Genomic DNA, 15,303 nt, shown 5'->3' with positions numbered 1-15,303 from the left:
GGATTACGGGGCGCAGAGCCGCCGACTACGCGGAGCCGGTACCGACCCCATCGATGAGGCCGGAGCTGCTCGTACCCGTCATCCGAGCAGGCCGCTGATCGCGATCATCATCGGGATGGAGACCATGGTGCTGGCCAGTACGGCATGGCGGGCCAGCCGCTTGGCCGTACCGTAGTGCACCGCGTAGACATAGACGTTCTGCGCCGTGGGCAGCGCCGCCAGCAGCGTGGCCGCGAACAGGGCCCCGCCCTCCAGGCCCAGGGCGAAACGGCCGACGAGCCAGGCCACGCCCGGCTGCACCAGGCACTTCAGGACGACGACCAGCACGACGTCACGGGACTGCCCGCTCTCCTCGACCCGCCGGGCGCCGCTCAGGCTCAGGCCGTACGCGATCAGCGACACCGGAACCGCGGCCGCCGCCACCAGCTCGACCGGCCGCATGAGCACGGCCGGCATCTCCACCCCGGTGAGCGCGACCGCCAGGCCGAGCACCGTGGCGACGGTGAGCGGGTTGCGCAGCGGGCGCATGAGCGCCTTGCGCACGGACGTCGTGCCCGAGGCCTCCCGGTCCAGCAGCAGGAACGCCACCGGCGCCATCACCAGGAGCTGGAACAGCAGGACCGGCGCGATGAGGGCGCCGTCGCCGAGCACGTAGACGCTGACGGCGATGCCGAGGTTGCCGGCGTTGACGTAGGACGTGGACAGCGCGCCGATGACCAGCTCCCCCCGTCCCCGGCGCCAGAGCAGGCCCGCCACGACCAGGAAGACCATCTGGACGGACAGCACGCCGGCGATGTTCGTCACGAGCACCGGCGAGAAGATCGACCCCAGGTCGGCGCCGGCGACCGTGGTGAACAGCAGGGCGGGCGTGGCGACGAGGAAGGTCAGCCGGGACAGGACCAGCTCGTCCTGCGGGCGCAGGACCCCGCCCACGCCGACCAGATAGCCGAGGAACGCGACCGCCACCAGCGTGGCGACGGCTCCGACGACCTCCGACATCCCGCAAGGACTCCACTCGAACCCGATCGACCGTCGCGACCCCCGACGGCCCGCGGGTCGGCGGGGGACATGCCCGGCGGCACGGCACCCCTGTCGACGCTGCCGGATCCTACTCCCCGACCGGACGCCGCCCCGGGGGCGGGGGTGGGGCGGAAGCGAGACTTCCCCCGCGATTCGGGGCCGTTCCCGCAAAACCAACCATGTGGTAGGTTTTCCCGCACCGAAATCTACCACTTGGTAAGTTCCGGCTCGGCGAGATCGGACAGCGGCGCCGTACCACCGACGACGTCCCGTGGAGGACCCCGAGCCGCACCCCGAGGGAGACGTCCATGAGCGAGCAGACCCGGATGCCCGCCGGGCGGCCGTCGAAGGGCGAGCGCACGCGCGCGCGGATCCTCGCCGCCGCCGCCGAGCTGTTCGCCGCATCCGGGTTCCACGCCGTCTCGCTGCGCGACATCGCCGCCCACGCCGGCCTCACGCACGCCGGGCTCCTGCACCACTTCCCCGGCAAGGACTCCCTGCTCATCGAGGTGCTGGACCACCGCGACCGGGAGGACGCCGAGGTCCTGTCCCAGGTCGCCCCCCGAGAGCATCCGGAGGAGTTCCTGCGGGGGGTGGTGAGGGTCGTCCACCGCAACATGCGGACCCCGGGCCCGGTCGGCCTCTACGCCCGGATCTCCACCGAGGCGGCCGACCCCGACCACCCCGCGCACGCCTACTTCGTCAGGCGCTACGAGCTCCTGCGCGCCGGGCTGACCGAGGCCTTCACGGCACTGGCCGCCCGCACCGGCGCTCCACCCGGTCATGACCCCGCGCTGACCGCCCAGACGCTCGTGGCCGTGATGGACGGACTGCAGACCCAGTGGCTGCTCGCCCCCGCCGCGATCGACATGCACGCGGCCGTGGTGGCCTTCTTCGCCCGGATCGGCCTGGACTTCCGCGACGTTCCGCCCCTTCCCGACCGCCGTTCCGGCTCGGAGCCGTCATCCGCATCCACCACGAGCGCAGAGGCCGACACATGAACCTCCCCCACGACCTCACCCTGGCCGAGAAGGCGTCGCTGACCTCCGGGAGCAGCGCCTGGCAGACCACCCCCGTCGACGATCGGGTCCGCGCGATCACGCTGACCGACGGCCCGCACGGCATCCGCCGGCAGGACCCCTCGGCGGGTGACGCCCTCGGGCTGAACGACAGCCTCCCCGCCACGTGCTTCCCGCCCGCCGTCACGCTCGGGTCCTCCTGGGACCCCGGGCTGGCCCGCCGGGTGGGCGAGGCCCTGGCCAGGGAGGCCTCGGCGCTGGGCGCCGACGTCGTGCTCGGTCCCGGCGTGAACATCAAGCGGTCCCCGCTGTGCGGCCGCAACTTCGAGTACTTCTCCGAGGACCCCCTCGTCAGCGGGGTGATGGGCGCGGCCGTGGTCGCCGGGATCCAGTCGCTGGGAATCGGCGCGTGCGTCAAGCACTTCGCGGTCAACAACCAGGAGACCGACCGGATGCGGGTGAGCGCCGACGTCGACGAGCAGACGCTGCGCGAGATCTATCTGCCCGCCTTCGAGCGCATCGTGCGCGAGGCCGCGCCGTACGCGGTGATGAGCGCCTACAACAAAGTCAACGGGGTCTACGCGAGCGAGAACCGCCGGCTGCTGACCGAGGTGCTCCGGCGCGAATGGGGCTTCGACGGCCTGGTGATGTCGGACTGGGGCGCCGTCAACGACCGGGTCGCCGCCCTAGCCGCCGGGCTCGACCTGGAGATGCCGCCGACCGGCACCGACGAGCAGATCGTCGCGGCGGTCATGGCCGGCCGCCTGGAGGAGGAGGCGGTCACCGCCGCCGCCGGGCGCGTCATCCGGCTGGTGGGCCGGGTCCAGGACGCACGGCGCTTCGACGACTGGGACGAGGACGCCCACCACGAGCTGTGCCGCCAGGCCGCCCGGGCCGGCGCCGTACTGCTGAAGAACGACGGCGACCTGCTGCCGCTCGACCCGGCCGGCGCCCAGCGGATCGCCGTCATCGGCGAGTTCGCCCGCAGCCCCCGCTACCAGGGCCACGGCAGCTCGCACGTGGTGCCCACCCGCCTGGACGCCCCCTGGGACGCGCTGCGCGCCGCCGCCGGTCCCGGCACCGAGCTGTCCTTCACCCCCGGCTTCACCTTCGACGGTGCGCCGGACGCCGCCCTGGTGGCCGAGGCCGTGGCGGCCGCGGCCTCGGCGGACACCGCGCTGGTGTTCCTCGGCCTGCCCGAGGCCGCCGAGTCCGAGGGCTTCGACCGCACCACGATCGACCTTCCGGCCGACCAGATCGCCCTGCTGCGCGCGGTGTCGGCCGTCTGCCCCCGCGTCGCGGTGGTCCTGGCCAACGGCGGCGTGGTCGGGGTGGCGCAGTGGCAGGACGCCGCCTCCGCGATCCTGGAGGGCTGGCTGCCCGGCCAGGCCGCCGGGACCGCGCTGGCCGACCTGCTCTTCGGTTTCCACAGCCCCTGCGGCAGGCTCACCGAGACCATCCCGGTCAAGCTCGCCGACACCCCCTCCCACCTGAACTTCCCGGGCCGGGACGGGCACGTGGTCTACGGGGAGGGACGCTACGTCGGATATCGCCACTACGACACCCTCGACGTCCCCGTGGCCTACCCCTTCGGGCACGGCCTGAGCTACACCCGCTTCTCCCACGACGACCTCGTCGTCGTGGAGAGCGGCGAGAACACCTGGACGGTGGAGGCCACCGTCACCAACACCGGTGACCGGTTCGGCCACGAGGTGGTCCAGCTCTACGTGGCCTTCGAGGAGCAGGCCCCGTCCCGGCCCCGGCACGAGCTGCGCGGGTTCGCCAAGGTCGGGCTGGAGCCCGGCGAGTCGCGCCGGGTCTCCTTCACCCTCACCGGCCGGGACATCGCCCGCTGGTCGCCGTCCCGGCACGACTGGCGGATCGACCCGGGCGGCTTCGTCGTCGAGGTGGGCGCGTCCTCTCGTGACATCCGCCTGCGGGCCGGGGCGTCCACCCCCGGGGACGGGGTGGTGGACGAGCTCGGGCCGATGTCCACCCTGGGCGAGTGGCTGGCCCACCCCGTCGGCGCGGAGGTGCTCGGCGCCCGGATGCAGAGTGCCGCCGGCCTGCTCGACGCCTCCGGCGGGCACGCGGCGCTGATCAACCTGGCGCTGGGGATCCCGCTGATCAAGTTCTCCGGCTTCGGCATCGGGCTGACCCCGGACGTCGTCGCCGAACTGGTCTCCGCGGTCCGGAACGCGTCCCCGGGCGTGTCTCCGGGCACGTCTTCGGTCGCGTCTTCGGGAGGCACCGCCTCGGACGCGTGACAGACGGCCGTACCGCCCTCTCCCCGCCCGGCGGGGAGGGGGCTCCGCTGTTTTCTCTGATGCGAAGGATTCGACGCGGGAGATCTGATGCGGGGGATTGCCCCGGCTCCTTGTATCTGTTAGATATTTCTAACAGATACAAGGGGGGTGTCGATGGCACGGCGGAGCCAGACGGAGACGGCGGTCCTGGGAGCGCTGAGCATGCAGCCGATGACGGCCTACGCTTTGCGGGAGGCCATCAGGGACGTGCTCGGGCATTTCTGGAGCGAGAGCTTCGGGCAGATCTATCCGACACTCAACGCCCTCGAGCAGCAGGGCCACGTGGAACGCCGCGAAGGGCCGCGCTCCGGCTCGTCGACCTTCGTCATCACCGACTCAGGCACCGCGCGCCTGCGCGAGCTGCTGAGCGAGCCGATCACGGCGACGCCTCCGCGCAACGGGCTCCTGCTGCGCCTGTTCTTCGGCCGCACCCTGGGCGTACGGAAATGCAGAGAACTGCTGCTGGAGGCGAGGGCGGACGCCGAGCGGAGCCTGGCCGAGTACGACGGCCTGGCCCGCAACCTCTCCGTCGAGGAGGCGGGCACCCCGGACCTCCCGTACGTCCTGATGACCATCTCCGCCGGCAGGCACGGCACCGCGGGCGTCATCGCCTGGGTCGACGAGGCCCTCGCCCTGCTCGACGGCATCCCCGACGACGACACCGCTGACGGCGGCGGTACCACCGGCGACGGTGACACCGTCGGCGACACCCCCACGAACGGAGAGCCATGATGACCATGCAGGCCCGCCCCGGGAACGTCGCCGAGCGGCGCCGTCCGGTCTCGCGGTTCCGCGCCCGGATCAACTTCGCCGTCTTCTCGGCCGTCGCCGCCGGCGGCGGCTGGCTCTTCGCCGCCCTGGACCGGGCCACCGGGCAGACCGTCGGCACCGGGAGCGTGACCTCCACCGGCGGCGGCACGAACGGGCAGGGGCTGTGGATCGCGGTCCCTGCCCTGACCGCGCTCGTGCTCCACTTCGCCGGCCGGGACGGCGCGGGGTCCCTGGGGCTCACGTTGCGGTTCCCGGACCGGGCCCGCTGGTTCGGGTTCGCGGTGGCGCTCTCCCCGGTCACCACCGCCGTCGCGGTGACGGCCGCGGTCGTGACCGGCGTCGCGGCGTTCTCCCCCACCCCGGCCGCCGGCGCACCGCCCTTCCCCGAAGCCTTCGCCACCACACTGGGCTTCCTGCTGGTCAAGAACCTGCTGGAGGAGTTCATCTTCCGCGGCTACGGCACGCGCACCGCGATGGCCCTCGGCCTGCGCGGCGCCATCACCCCGCACCTGCTCGTCGGCCTGGTCTGGGGGTTGTGGCACCTTCCGCTGTACACGGTCTGGATGTCCCAGGAGGACTTCCGTCAGAGCACGTCGCTGCCGTGGGCGTGGTACCTGCCGGTCTTCTTCGCGGGCATCATGGCGCTGGCCGTCCTCTACGGCGAGATGCGCGTGCGGACCGGTTCGATCTGGCCCGGCGTGGTGCTCCACACGATCAGCAACGCCCTGGTGACCCCGCTCCTGCTCAACGGCCACCTGCGCTTCGAGGGTCACGGCGACGTGCTGTTCGGCATCGCCCCGAACTCGCTCCTGTCCATCCTGCTGTTCGGCGGGACGGGTCTCCTCCTCCTGCGCCACCGCACCCGGAACGGCGGACGCCGGGACAGCTGAACGCAGGTGAGCCCCGCCCGCCTCCGGACGGGAGCTCCACCCGTGCCCATCTCAGTGATCAACTTAAGGCCGGGACCCCCACCGGAAACCCGGTCGTCCTGCGTCCTCGTGCGATCATCCACAGGAGCCACGCCTGCAGCAGCCCGACGGCGGCGAGCGCCGGCAGGGAGAACAGGAACTCGGGCGCGTCGAGCGGCAGGAGCATGAGGACCTGGGAGGCCGGGGCGGTGACGGCGAACAGAACGATCGCCTCCAGCCCCTGGCTGCCCGGCTGATGCGTGGCGATCGCCACATAGGCGACCGTGCCCAGGACGATCAGCGCGTAGGAGCCGGCGATGGACAGGGCGAAGGTCCCCCGGTCGTAGCGGGTGACGTAACGGGTCAGTGCTCTTATGAATCGCATGCTCCGAGTCTGTTCACCCCGGGGCGCCGGGCCGTGAGTAGGGATACTCAGCCGGCGCGGGACGAGGTGCTCGGTTTCCACAGCACACCGCCCCCGGGGGACGACCGCCACCGATCACCCGGAACATCAGAAAGGCCACTTCCCGTTGTGGGAAATGGCCTTCGATCTGGGTGGGGCTACCAGGACTTGAACCTGGGACCTCTTCCTTATCAGGGAAGCGCTCTAACCGACTGAGCTATAGCCCCTTGTCGTGCGGAAACCGTATCGCATCCTGGATGTGGAGGCGAATCCGTTCGCTCGGACAGGGAAAAGCTTACCGTGTTCCGGGACCTGTTCGCGCCACGTCCCCCGGACGGGGGACGTGGCGGTCAGGTCGTTACTCGGCCTCGCTGAAGGTCACCTCGATGCCGCCGACCAGGTCGGAGGCGACGTTGTAGATGACCGCGCCGAGGGTGGAGAGGGCGGTGATGAGCACCACGTTCACGGCGCCGATCAGGGCCGTGTAGCCGAGGATGCGCACCGGCTCGAACCAGGCGGCGATGTTGAAGGTGCTGGCGGGGGAGTTGCCCTCGCCCTGGGTGAGCTGGTTCACCAGCTGGATGATCGAGTCGAAGACGCCCAGGCCGTTGAGGACCATGTACAGCACGGCGACCGCGATGAACAGCACCACGAAGCAGACCAGCGACACCACGAAGCTGAACTTCATGGCGGACCACGGCTCGATCCGGCGCAGGACCAGGTGGGCCTTGCGCGGCGTCCGGGGCGCCTCGGCGGTGGCGGAGGGCTTGCGGTCGGTCATCTCCAGCGGGGGCGACGAGGCGTTGGCGCCCGGACCCCGCACGGCCTGCCCCAGCGGGGGCGTCGGCACGTTGCCGGGCCCTCTCCCGTCGCTCTGCTGCCCCGGGGTGGGGGGCAGGTTCGGAGGCGGAGGCGGAGGCGGAGAAGCCACCTTCCCGGGCGCCCATGACTTGCCGGCCTCGGCGGCCGCCGGACGGATCCGCATCGTGGAGTCGCTCGGCTTGTCGTCCTCGGTCGTCGTCACCTTGGACCTGCCTTTGAAATCGTCGGTCGCCGAGTCGTCGGTCTCCGGCGCGGGCACGTTACCGTCGGCCGGTGACTCGACCACCTCGACGACATCCGCTTCAGTGGTCTTGTCCATCTTCTCCGTCACCTGCTCGCGTGTCGATGGGGAGGCGGTCCGTGGGCCAGATCCGGCCTGGGCGCTCACGGGTTACTCCCCTTCCCCGTTTTCCTCGGTCTCCAACGCCTCGGCGTTGCGGGCGAGAGCCACAACGCTGTCTCCCTCGGAGAGATTCATCAGCCGGACTCCCATGGTCTGGCGGCCCGACTGCTTGATCTCACCGGCGCTGGTACGGATGACCCCACCGGCCGACGTGATCGCGAAGACCTCGTCCTCCGGCCGGACCATGACCGCACCGACCAGTTTGCCCCGAGCGCTGACGATTTTCGCCGTCAACACACCCTTGCCGCCTCTTCCCTGCACAGGATATTGATCGGCGGGGGTGCGCTTGGCATAGCCGCCCTCGGTGGCGACCAGAACGTCTTCGCCGTCGGCGATGCGGTTCATCGCGAGGAGTTCGTCGCCATCGAGGAAGCGCATGCCGATCACGCCGCTGGTCGCCCGTCCCATCGGCCGCAGCGCCTCGTCGGAGGCGGTGAAGCGGATGGCCTGGGCGTCGCGGGAGATCAGCAGGAGATCGTCCTCCTCCGACACCAGCCGTGCTGCGATCACCTCGTCATCGTCGCGCAGATTGATGGCGATGAGGCCACCGGAACGCGGCGAGTCGTATTCGGACAGGCGAGTTTTCTTCACCATGCCGCTGCGGGTGGCCAGCACGAGGTACGGCGCGACGTCGTAGTCGCGCATGGCCAGGACCTCCATGACGACCTCGTCCGGCTGCATGGCCAGCAGGTTGGCCAGGTGCTGACCGCGGGCGTCGCGGCCGGCGTCGGGCAGCTCGTAGGCCTTGACCCGGTAGACGCGGCCCTTGTTGGTGAAGAACAGCAGCCAGTGGTGGGTCGTGGTGACGAAGAAGTGGTCGACGATGTCGTCCTGGCGCAGCTGCGCCCCGCGCACGCCCTTGCCGCCGCGCTTCTGCGCCCGGTAGAGGTCGGTGTTGGTGCGCTTGGCGTAGCCGCCGCGGGTGATCGTGACGACCATGTCCTCCTCGGCCAGCAGGTCCTCGATGGACATGTCGGCCTCGTAGGCGATGATCTCCGTCTTGCGCTCGTCGCCGTACTTCGCCGTGATCTCCGAGAGCTCGTCGAAGACGATCGTGCGCTGGCGCTCGGGGGAGGCGAGGATGGCCTGGTAGTCGGTGATCTGGGCCATCAGCGAGTCGTGCTCGTCGGTGATCTGCTGGCGCTCCAGGGCGGCCAGCTTGCGCAGCTGCATGTCGAGGATGGCCTGCGCCTGGATCTGGTCGATCTCCAGCAGCGTCATCAGGCCGCCCTGCGCCTCGGCCGCCGACGGCGAGCGCCGGATCAGGGCGATGACCTCGTCCATCCGCTCCAGCGCCTTGAGCAGGGCGCGCAGGATGTGGGCCCGCTCCTCGGCCTTGCGCAGCAGGTAGCGGGTCCGGCGGACCACGACCTCGATCTGGTGGGCGATGTAGTGGCGGACGAACTGGTCGAGCCTGAGGGTCCGCGGCACGCCGTCCACCAGGGCCAGCATGTTCGCGCCGAAGGTGGTCTGGATCTGGGTGTGCTTGTAGAGGTTGTTCAGCACGACCTTGGCGACCGCGTCGCGCTTGAGCACGATCACCAGGCGCTGTCCGACCCGGGAGGAGCTCTCGTCGCGGACGTCGGCGATGCCGCTGATCCGGCCGTCCTTGACCGACTCGGCGATCGACAGCGCGAGGTTGTCCGGGTTGACCATGTACGGCAGCTCGGTGACGACCAGGCACTGGCGGCCCTTGGCGTCCTCCTCGACCTCGACGATCGCCCGCATGGTGATCGAGCCGCGCCCGGTCCGGTAGGCGTCGTCGATGCCGCGGCGGCCGACGATGAGCGCGCCGGTGGGGAAGTCGGGGCCCTTGATCCGCTCGATCAGCGCCTCGAGGAGCTCGTCGTCGCCGGCCTCGGGGTTCTGCAGGGCCCACTTGACGCCCTCGGCCACCTCGCGCAGGTTGTGCGGGGGGATGTTGGTCGCCATGCCGACCGCGATCCCGGCCGACCCGTTGACCAGCAGGTTCGGGAACCGCGAGGGCAGGACCAGCGGCTCCTGGGAGCGTCCGTCGTAGTTCGGCTGGAAGTCGACGGTGTCCTTGTCGATGTCACGGATCATCTCCATGGCGATCGGCGCGAGCTTGCACTCGGTGTATCGCATGGCGGCCGGCATGTCGTTGCCGGGCGATCCGAAGTTGCCCTGGCCGTCGACCAGGGTGTAGCGCAGCGCCCAGGGCTGCGCCAGCCGTACCACGGTGCCGTAGATGGAGGAGTCGCCGTGCGGGTGGTAGGAGCCCATGACGTCGCCGACGACGCGGGAGCACTTGAAGTAACCGCGGTCGGGACGGTAGCCGCCGTCGTACATCGCGTAGAGCACGCGGCGGTGCACCGGCTTGAGCCCGTCGCGGACGTCGGGCAGCGCGCGGGACACGATGACGGACATCGCGTAGTCCATGTAGCTGCGCTGCATCTCCGACTGGATGTCGACCGGCTCGATGCGCTCTGCCGGCGGAATGTTGCTCACTTCCGTCACGGGGTGTGAATCCTTTTCAGAGTGGGACGGGACGCTGTACGGCTGCCGCCGGCGCTACACATCGAGGAAGCGCACGTCACGTGCGTTTCTGATGATGAAGGAGCGGCGGGCCTCGACGTCCTCACCCATGAGAACGCTGAACAGGTCGTCGGCCTGGGCGGCGTCGTCGAGGGTGACCAGGCGCAGGAGCCGCGTCTCGGGGTTCATCGTGGTCTCCCAGAGCTGGGAGGCGTTCATCTCGCCCAGACCCTTGAACCGCTGGATGCCGTCGTGCAGGCGCGGGTCGCGCTTGCCGCGGGCCATGCCCTCCTCGATGATCGCGTCGCGCTCGGCGTCGGAGTAGGCGTAGGAGGCGTCCTCGCCCCGGCGGTCCCACTTGATCTTGTAGAGCGGGGGCTGGGACAGGTAGACGTGCCCGGCCTCGATCAGCGGCCGCATGAAGCGGAACAGCAGCGTCAGCAGCAGCGTGTTGATGTGCTGGCCGTCGACGTCGGCGTCCGCCATCAGGATCAGCTTGTGGTAGCGGAGCTTGGAGATGTCGAACTCGTCGTGGACGCCGGTGCCCATGGCGGTGATCAGCGCCTGGACCTCGGCGTTCTTCAGGACCTTGTCGATCCGCGCCTTCTCCACGTTCAGGATCTTGCCGCGGATGGGCAGGATCGCCTGGAACCGGGAGTCGCGGCCGCCCTTGGCCGAGCCGCCCGCCGAGTCGCCCTCGACGATGAACAGCTCGCACTTCTCCGGGTCGCTCCACTGGCAGTCGGCCAGCTTGCCGGGCAGGCCGGAGCCGGACTCCAGCAGCGACTTGCGCCGGGTCAGGTCGCGGGCCTGGCGGGCCGCGATGCGGGCGCGGGCGGCCTGCAGGGACTTGTTGATGATGTCCTTGGCCTCGCCCGGGTTGCGCTCGAACCAGGCGCGCAGGTGGTCGTTGCAGGCCTTCTGGACGAACGACTTGGCCTCGGTGTTGCCCAGCTTGGTCTTGGTCTGGCCCTCGAACTGCGGGTCGGACAGCTTCACCGAGATGATCGCGGTGAGACCCTCGCGCACGTCCTCACCGGAGAGGTTGTCGTCCTTGCCCTCCTTGAGGAACTTCTGCTCGCGCGCGTAGCGGTTGACGATCGACGTCAGCGCCGCGCGGAAGCCCTCCTCGTGGGTGCCGCCCTCGGCGGTGTTGATGACGTTGGCGAAGCTGTAGACGGACTCCGAGTAGGAGTTGTTCCACTGCATCGCGATCTCGACCGCGAGCCCGTCGCTCTCCTCCTCGAAGGAGATGATCGACGCGTGCGCCGGCTCCTTCTTGCCGTTGAGGTGCTGCACGAAGTCGGACAGGCCGCCCTCGTAGTGGTATTCGACCCGCACGGGCTCGCCGTTGACGTGGTCGGGACGCTCGTCGCACAGCGTGATCGTCAGGCCCTTGTTGAGGAAGGCCATCTCCTGGAAGCGGCGGGAGAGCGTCTCGTAGTTCCACGCCGTGGTCTCGAAGATCCCCGGGTCGGGCCAGAACGTGATCGTGGTGCCGGTCTCGTCGGTCTCCTCGCCCTTGGCCAGCGGGGCCGTGGGCTTGGACATCTCGTAGCGCTGGCGCCAGTAGTGGCCGTGCTGCTTGACCTCCACCTCCATGGCGACGGACAGCGCGTTGACGACGGCCGAGCCGACGCCGTGCAGACCGCCGGAGACGGCGTAGGACTGGCTGTCGAACTTGCCGCCCGCGTGCAGCGTGGTCAGCACGACCTCGACGGCGGAGCGCTTCTCGACCGGGTGGATGCCGGTGGGGATGCCGCGGCCGTTGTCGACGACCCGCACGCCGTTGTCGGCGAGCAGTGTGACGTCGATGCGGTCGGCGAACCCGGCGAGAGCCTCGTCCACCGCGTTGTCGACGATCTCGTAGACGAGGTGGTGGAGGCCGCGCTCCCCGGTCGATCCGATGTACATGCCAGGGCGCTTACGGACCGCCTCAAGCCCCTCGAGAACGGTGATTGAGCTAGCGTCGTAGGACAAGTGTGAAATCCTCCTGCCGAGGACACGCGGCGGGAGAACGCTCAGCCCCGCCGTCCGTCACCGTCGTGAATGCCCCGATGCGTCCACCCAGGGGAGTCGGCTCACACGCCGGGGTGACACGCAAACGGACGTGTCCGGAATCCGTGTCCATTCTAGCGGCTCGGAGGGCATGATGTGGCATTGAAGGGCCCTGAAAGCCTCTCTCGCGCGTCGATCATCGTTTCCAGCATCCCCCTACGGGGAGGGAAGTCACCGCGCCAGAAAGGCCGCTGATTCGTTTTGGCGCCTTCGGCCCTTGCGCGGACTCAGCCGTATGTGTCGCCCGGGCCCCGGCTTCCGGTCACCCGAAGGCCCCCGCTGGGGCGGGGTCCGGCCTGCGGCCCCTGGACGTTCACCCGTTTGACGGTCCCGTCGCCGAGCTCCTCGTTCAGCCGCCGCACGAGCGTCCCGGCCAGCAGCCGCACCTGGGTGGCCCAGGCCGTGGAGTCGGCGAGCACCAGGACCTCGCCGTCGGTGAAGCTCTGCGGCTTGGTGTGCGCGGCCATGTCGGCGCCGACGATCTCGTGCCAGCGGCCGAACACCCCGCCCACCGCCACCGGCTCCTCCCACTTGCGGTCGGCGAGCAGGTCGGCGATGGCCCGGCCGAGCAGCTGGGGGTCGCCGGAGGCCCTGGCCGGCCCGCTCGCCTTGCGCCGGGGCTCGCGGCGGGGGAGCTGACCCCGCCTGGCCGCGTCGGACTTCGCCTGCGCCAGCTTCTCCCTGGCCAGGGCCGCGCCCTTGGCCGCCGTGCCCTTGGCGGATCCCGCCTCGGGCCCCGCCCCGCCGGATCCGGAGGCGGGAGTCGTCTCATCGGACACGGGTCACGCTCCCCTCGGTCACGTCGAACCGGGCCCCCGCCAGCTCCGCCGGCACGTCGTCGGGGACCGCCGCGGTGATCAGCACCTGCTCGGCCGAGGCGACGAACTCGGCCAGGCGGCGGCGGCGCTGGGTGTCCAGCTCGGCGAAGACGTCGTCGAGGATCAGCACGGGGTCGCCGCCGTCCGCCCTGAGCAGATCGTAGGCGGCCAGCCGCAGTGCCAGGGCGAAGGACCACGACTCGCCGTGGCTGGCGTAGCCGCGCGCGGGCAGCTCGCCCAGCCCGAGGAACAGGTCGTCGCGGTGCGGGCCCACGAGGGTGACGCCGCGCTCCAGCTCGGCGCCGCGCGCCTCCAGCAGCGCGGCGCGCATCGCCTGCTCGATCGCGTCCCGGTCGGACGGGTCGTCCCCACCTGTGGACAACGTGCCGCGGTATTCCAGCCCGGCGGGGGCGGACCCGGGCGCGAGGGCCGCGTAGGAGGCGGCGACCAGCGGGCGCAGCACCTCCACCAGCTCCAGCCGCGCCGCCAGCAGCTCGGCCCCCTGCTTGGCCAGGTGGGCGTCCCAGACCTCCAGCGTGCTCAGCACGTCTCCGGCCCCCGCGGCGGCGAACGCCGTCTCGTTCTCGGCCCGCCGGCCGCCCCGGCTGCCGCGGCGGGCCTGGGCCGCAGTGCGCAGCAGGGCGCCGCGCTGCTTGAGCACGCGGTCGTAGTCGGCCCGCACCCCGGCGAACCGGGGGGCCCTGGCCACCAGCAGGTCGTCGAGGAAGCGGCGCCGCTCGGAGGGGTCGCCCTTGACCAGGGCCAGGTCCTCGGGGGCGAACAGGACCGTGCGCAGCAGCCCGATCACATCGCGCGGCCGGGACACCGGCGAGCGGTTCAGCCTGGCCCGGTTGGCCCGGCCGGGATTGATCTCCAGCTCCACCAGCGCCCGCCGGTCGTCGCGCACGATCACCGAGCGCACGATGGCCCGCGCCGTGCCCTGCCGTACCAGGGGGGCGTCGGTGGCGACCCGGTGGCTCGACTGGGTCGCCACGTAGCCCATCGCCTCGACCAGGTTGGTCTTGCCCTGGCCGTTCGGTCCCACGAAGGCGGTGACGCCCGGCTCCAGGCCGAGGTCGACGGTGTCGTAGGAGCGGAAGTCGGTGAGCGAGAGGTGGGCTACGTGCACCCCGTTACGGTAGTACCTTCCCGTTCCCGCGGGGCAGGAGACGCCCGCCCCCCTGTGGAGAAGGCCCCGCCCTGTGGAAAACATCGCGGGACGGGGGCGGGCAGGGGGCGGGGACGGCCTGTGGAACGCGACCCGCGTTCTGTGGACGGAGCGCGGGTCGCGTGTGCGGGCGGCCGGAGGACCTAGCGCTGGGCCTCGACCGGCGGGATGACGTCGGCACCCGGGGAGTCGGCGCCCTTCTCGACCTCTCCGGCCTTGGCGGTGACGGCGTGCCCGCCGAACTGGTTGCGCAGGGCCGCCACGACCTTCATCGCCGGGGAGTCGTCCTGGCGGGAGGCGAAGCGGGCGTACAGCGCGGCGGTGATGACGGGCAGCGGGACCGCGTGGTCCACGGCCGCCTGCACCGTCCAGCGGCCCTCACCGGAGTCCTGTGCGTAACCGCGCAGCTCCGACAGGTCGGGGTCCTCGTCGAGGGCGCGGACCATCAGGTCCAGCAGCCAGGAGCGGATCACCGTGCCGCGCCGCCAGCTCCTGAAGGCGCCGGGCACGTCCGTCACGGCGTCGGAGGCCTCCAGCAGCTCCCAGCCCTCGGCGAAGGCCTGCATCATGCCGTACTCGATGCCGTTGTGGACCATCTTCGCGAAGTGGCCGGCGCCTATCTTGCCGGCGTGGACGAAGCCGTCCTCGCCCTCGGGCTTGAGGGTCTCGAAGATCGGCATCAGCCGCTGGACGTCGGCCTCGGCGCCGCCGACCATCAGCGCGTAGCCGTTCTCCAGTCCCCAGACGCCGCCGCTCACCCCGCAGTCGACGAAGCCGATCCCCACGGCCGCGAGCTCCTCGCCGTGCTTGCGGTCGTCCACATAGTGCGAGTTGCCACCGTCGATGACGATGTCGCCGGGCGACAGCGCCTTGCCGAGCTCCTCGATCGTCGCCTGGGTCGGCGCCCCGGCCGGGACCATGACCCACACCGCGCGCGGCGCCTCGAGCCGGTCCACCAGCTCCTGCAGGCTCGCGACGTCGCTGATCGCCGGATCCCGGTCGTATCCCACGACATCGTGACCGCCGCGGCGCAGGCGCTCGGCCATGTTGCCGCCCATCTTGCCCAGCCCGATCATGCCGATCTGCATTCGAGCACCCCCTTCAGGGTTCC

12 protein-coding genes and 1 tRNA gene are annotated in these 15,303 nt (G+C 70.8%); 4 read left to right on the top strand and 9 right to left on the bottom strand.

Features of this window, described 5'->3' with window-relative positions; genetic code table 11:
• Positions 1–78: 78 nt before the first annotated feature.
• The gene (locus Psi01_RS18970; RefSeq protein ID WP_204065367.1) at positions 79–999 is read right to left on the bottom strand and encodes an AEC family transporter; all 921 of its coding nucleotides are present in this window, start codon (positions 997–999) and stop codon (positions 79–81) included.
• A gap of 329 nt (positions 1,000–1,328) precedes the next feature.
• On the opposite strand from Psi01_RS18970, the gene Psi01_RS18965 reads away from it, so the two are divergent.
• The 4 genes from Psi01_RS18965 to Psi01_RS18950 all read left to right on the top strand — a co-directional run bounded on the left by Psi01_RS18965 (position 1,329) and on the right by Psi01_RS18950 (position 6,006).
• Positions 1,329–2,021, top strand: coding sequence for a TetR/AcrR family transcriptional regulator (locus Psi01_RS18965; RefSeq protein ID WP_239127830.1), 693 nt, complete (start codon positions 1,329–1,331; stop codon positions 2,019–2,021).
• Positions 2,018–4,306 carry a glycoside hydrolase family 3 C-terminal domain-containing protein gene (locus tag Psi01_RS18960; RefSeq protein ID WP_204065366.1) on the top strand — a complete coding sequence of 763 codons (2,289 nt, stop codon included), beginning with the start codon at positions 2,018–2,020 and terminating at the stop codon, positions 4,304–4,306. Before Psi01_RS18965 ends, Psi01_RS18960 begins: the two co-directional genes overlap by 4 nt.
• Positions 4,307–4,459: 153 nt before the next feature.
• Positions 4,460–5,077 (top strand): PadR family transcriptional regulator, encoded by a 618-nt coding sequence (locus tag Psi01_RS18955; RefSeq protein WP_204065365.1) that lies wholly within the window; start codon positions 4,460–4,462, stop codon positions 5,075–5,077.
• The gene (locus Psi01_RS18950) at positions 5,074–6,006 is read left to right on the top strand and encodes a CPBP family intramembrane glutamic endopeptidase (RefSeq protein ID WP_204065364.1); all 933 of its coding nucleotides are present in this window, start codon (positions 5,074–5,076) and stop codon (positions 6,004–6,006) included. Before Psi01_RS18955 ends, Psi01_RS18950 begins: the two co-directional genes overlap by 4 nt.
• Positions 6,007–6,064: 58 nt before the next feature.
• Here the strand turns inward: Psi01_RS18950 and Psi01_RS18945 are convergent, their stop codons facing one another.
• The 8 genes from Psi01_RS18945 to gnd all read right to left on the bottom strand — a co-directional run bounded on the left by Psi01_RS18945 (position 6,065) and on the right by gnd (position 15,280).
• The gene (locus Psi01_RS18945; protein WP_204065363.1) at positions 6,065–6,409 is read right to left on the bottom strand and encodes an SCO4225 family membrane protein; all 345 of its coding nucleotides are present in this window, start codon (positions 6,407–6,409) and stop codon (positions 6,065–6,067) included.
• 171 nt (positions 6,410–6,580) lie between these two features.
• Positions 6,581–6,654, bottom strand: a tRNA-Ile gene (locus Psi01_RS18940).
• A gap of 131 nt (positions 6,655–6,785) precedes the next feature.
• The gene (locus Psi01_RS43380) at positions 6,786–7,568 is read right to left on the bottom strand and encodes a DUF3566 domain-containing protein (protein WP_239127829.1); all 783 of its coding nucleotides are present in this window, start codon (positions 7,566–7,568) and stop codon (positions 6,786–6,788) included.
• A gap of 72 nt (positions 7,569–7,640) precedes the next feature.
• The gene (gene gyrA, locus Psi01_RS18930) at positions 7,641–10,130 is read right to left on the bottom strand and encodes a DNA gyrase subunit A (RefSeq protein ID WP_204065362.1); all 2,490 of its coding nucleotides are present in this window, start codon (positions 10,128–10,130) and stop codon (positions 7,641–7,643) included.
• A gap of 54 nt (positions 10,131–10,184) precedes the next feature.
• On the bottom strand, positions 10,185–12,128 hold the full coding sequence (gyrB, locus tag Psi01_RS18925; RefSeq protein WP_204065361.1) for a DNA topoisomerase (ATP-hydrolyzing) subunit B: 1,944 nt from the start codon (positions 12,126–12,128) through the stop codon (positions 10,185–10,187).
• A 305-nt stretch (positions 12,129–12,433) separates the two neighbouring features.
• Positions 12,434–12,985: a DciA family protein gene (locus tag Psi01_RS18920; RefSeq protein WP_239127828.1), complete on the bottom strand. Its 552-nt coding sequence runs from the start codon at positions 12,983–12,985 to the stop codon at positions 12,434–12,436.
• Positions 12,975–14,153, bottom strand: a complete 1,179-nt coding sequence (gene recF / locus Psi01_RS18915; protein WP_204065360.1) for a DNA replication/repair protein RecF — start codon at positions 14,151–14,153, stop codon at positions 12,975–12,977. Before recF ends, Psi01_RS18920 begins: the two co-directional genes overlap by 11 nt.
• 182 nt (positions 14,154–14,335) lie before the next feature.
• Positions 14,336–15,280, bottom strand: coding sequence for a phosphogluconate dehydrogenase (NAD(+)-dependent, decarboxylating) (gene gnd / locus Psi01_RS18910; protein ID WP_204065359.1), 945 nt, complete (start codon positions 15,278–15,280; stop codon positions 14,336–14,338).
• Positions 15,281–15,303 lie beyond the last annotated feature (23 nt).

It is taken from the genome of Paraplanobispora siamensis (genome assembly GCF_016863175.1).
Taxonomy (GTDB): Bacteria; Actinomycetota; Actinomycetes; order Streptosporangiales; family Streptosporangiaceae; genus Planobispora; species Planobispora siamensis.
This window is presented reverse-complemented; position numbering and strand designations above follow the sequence as displayed.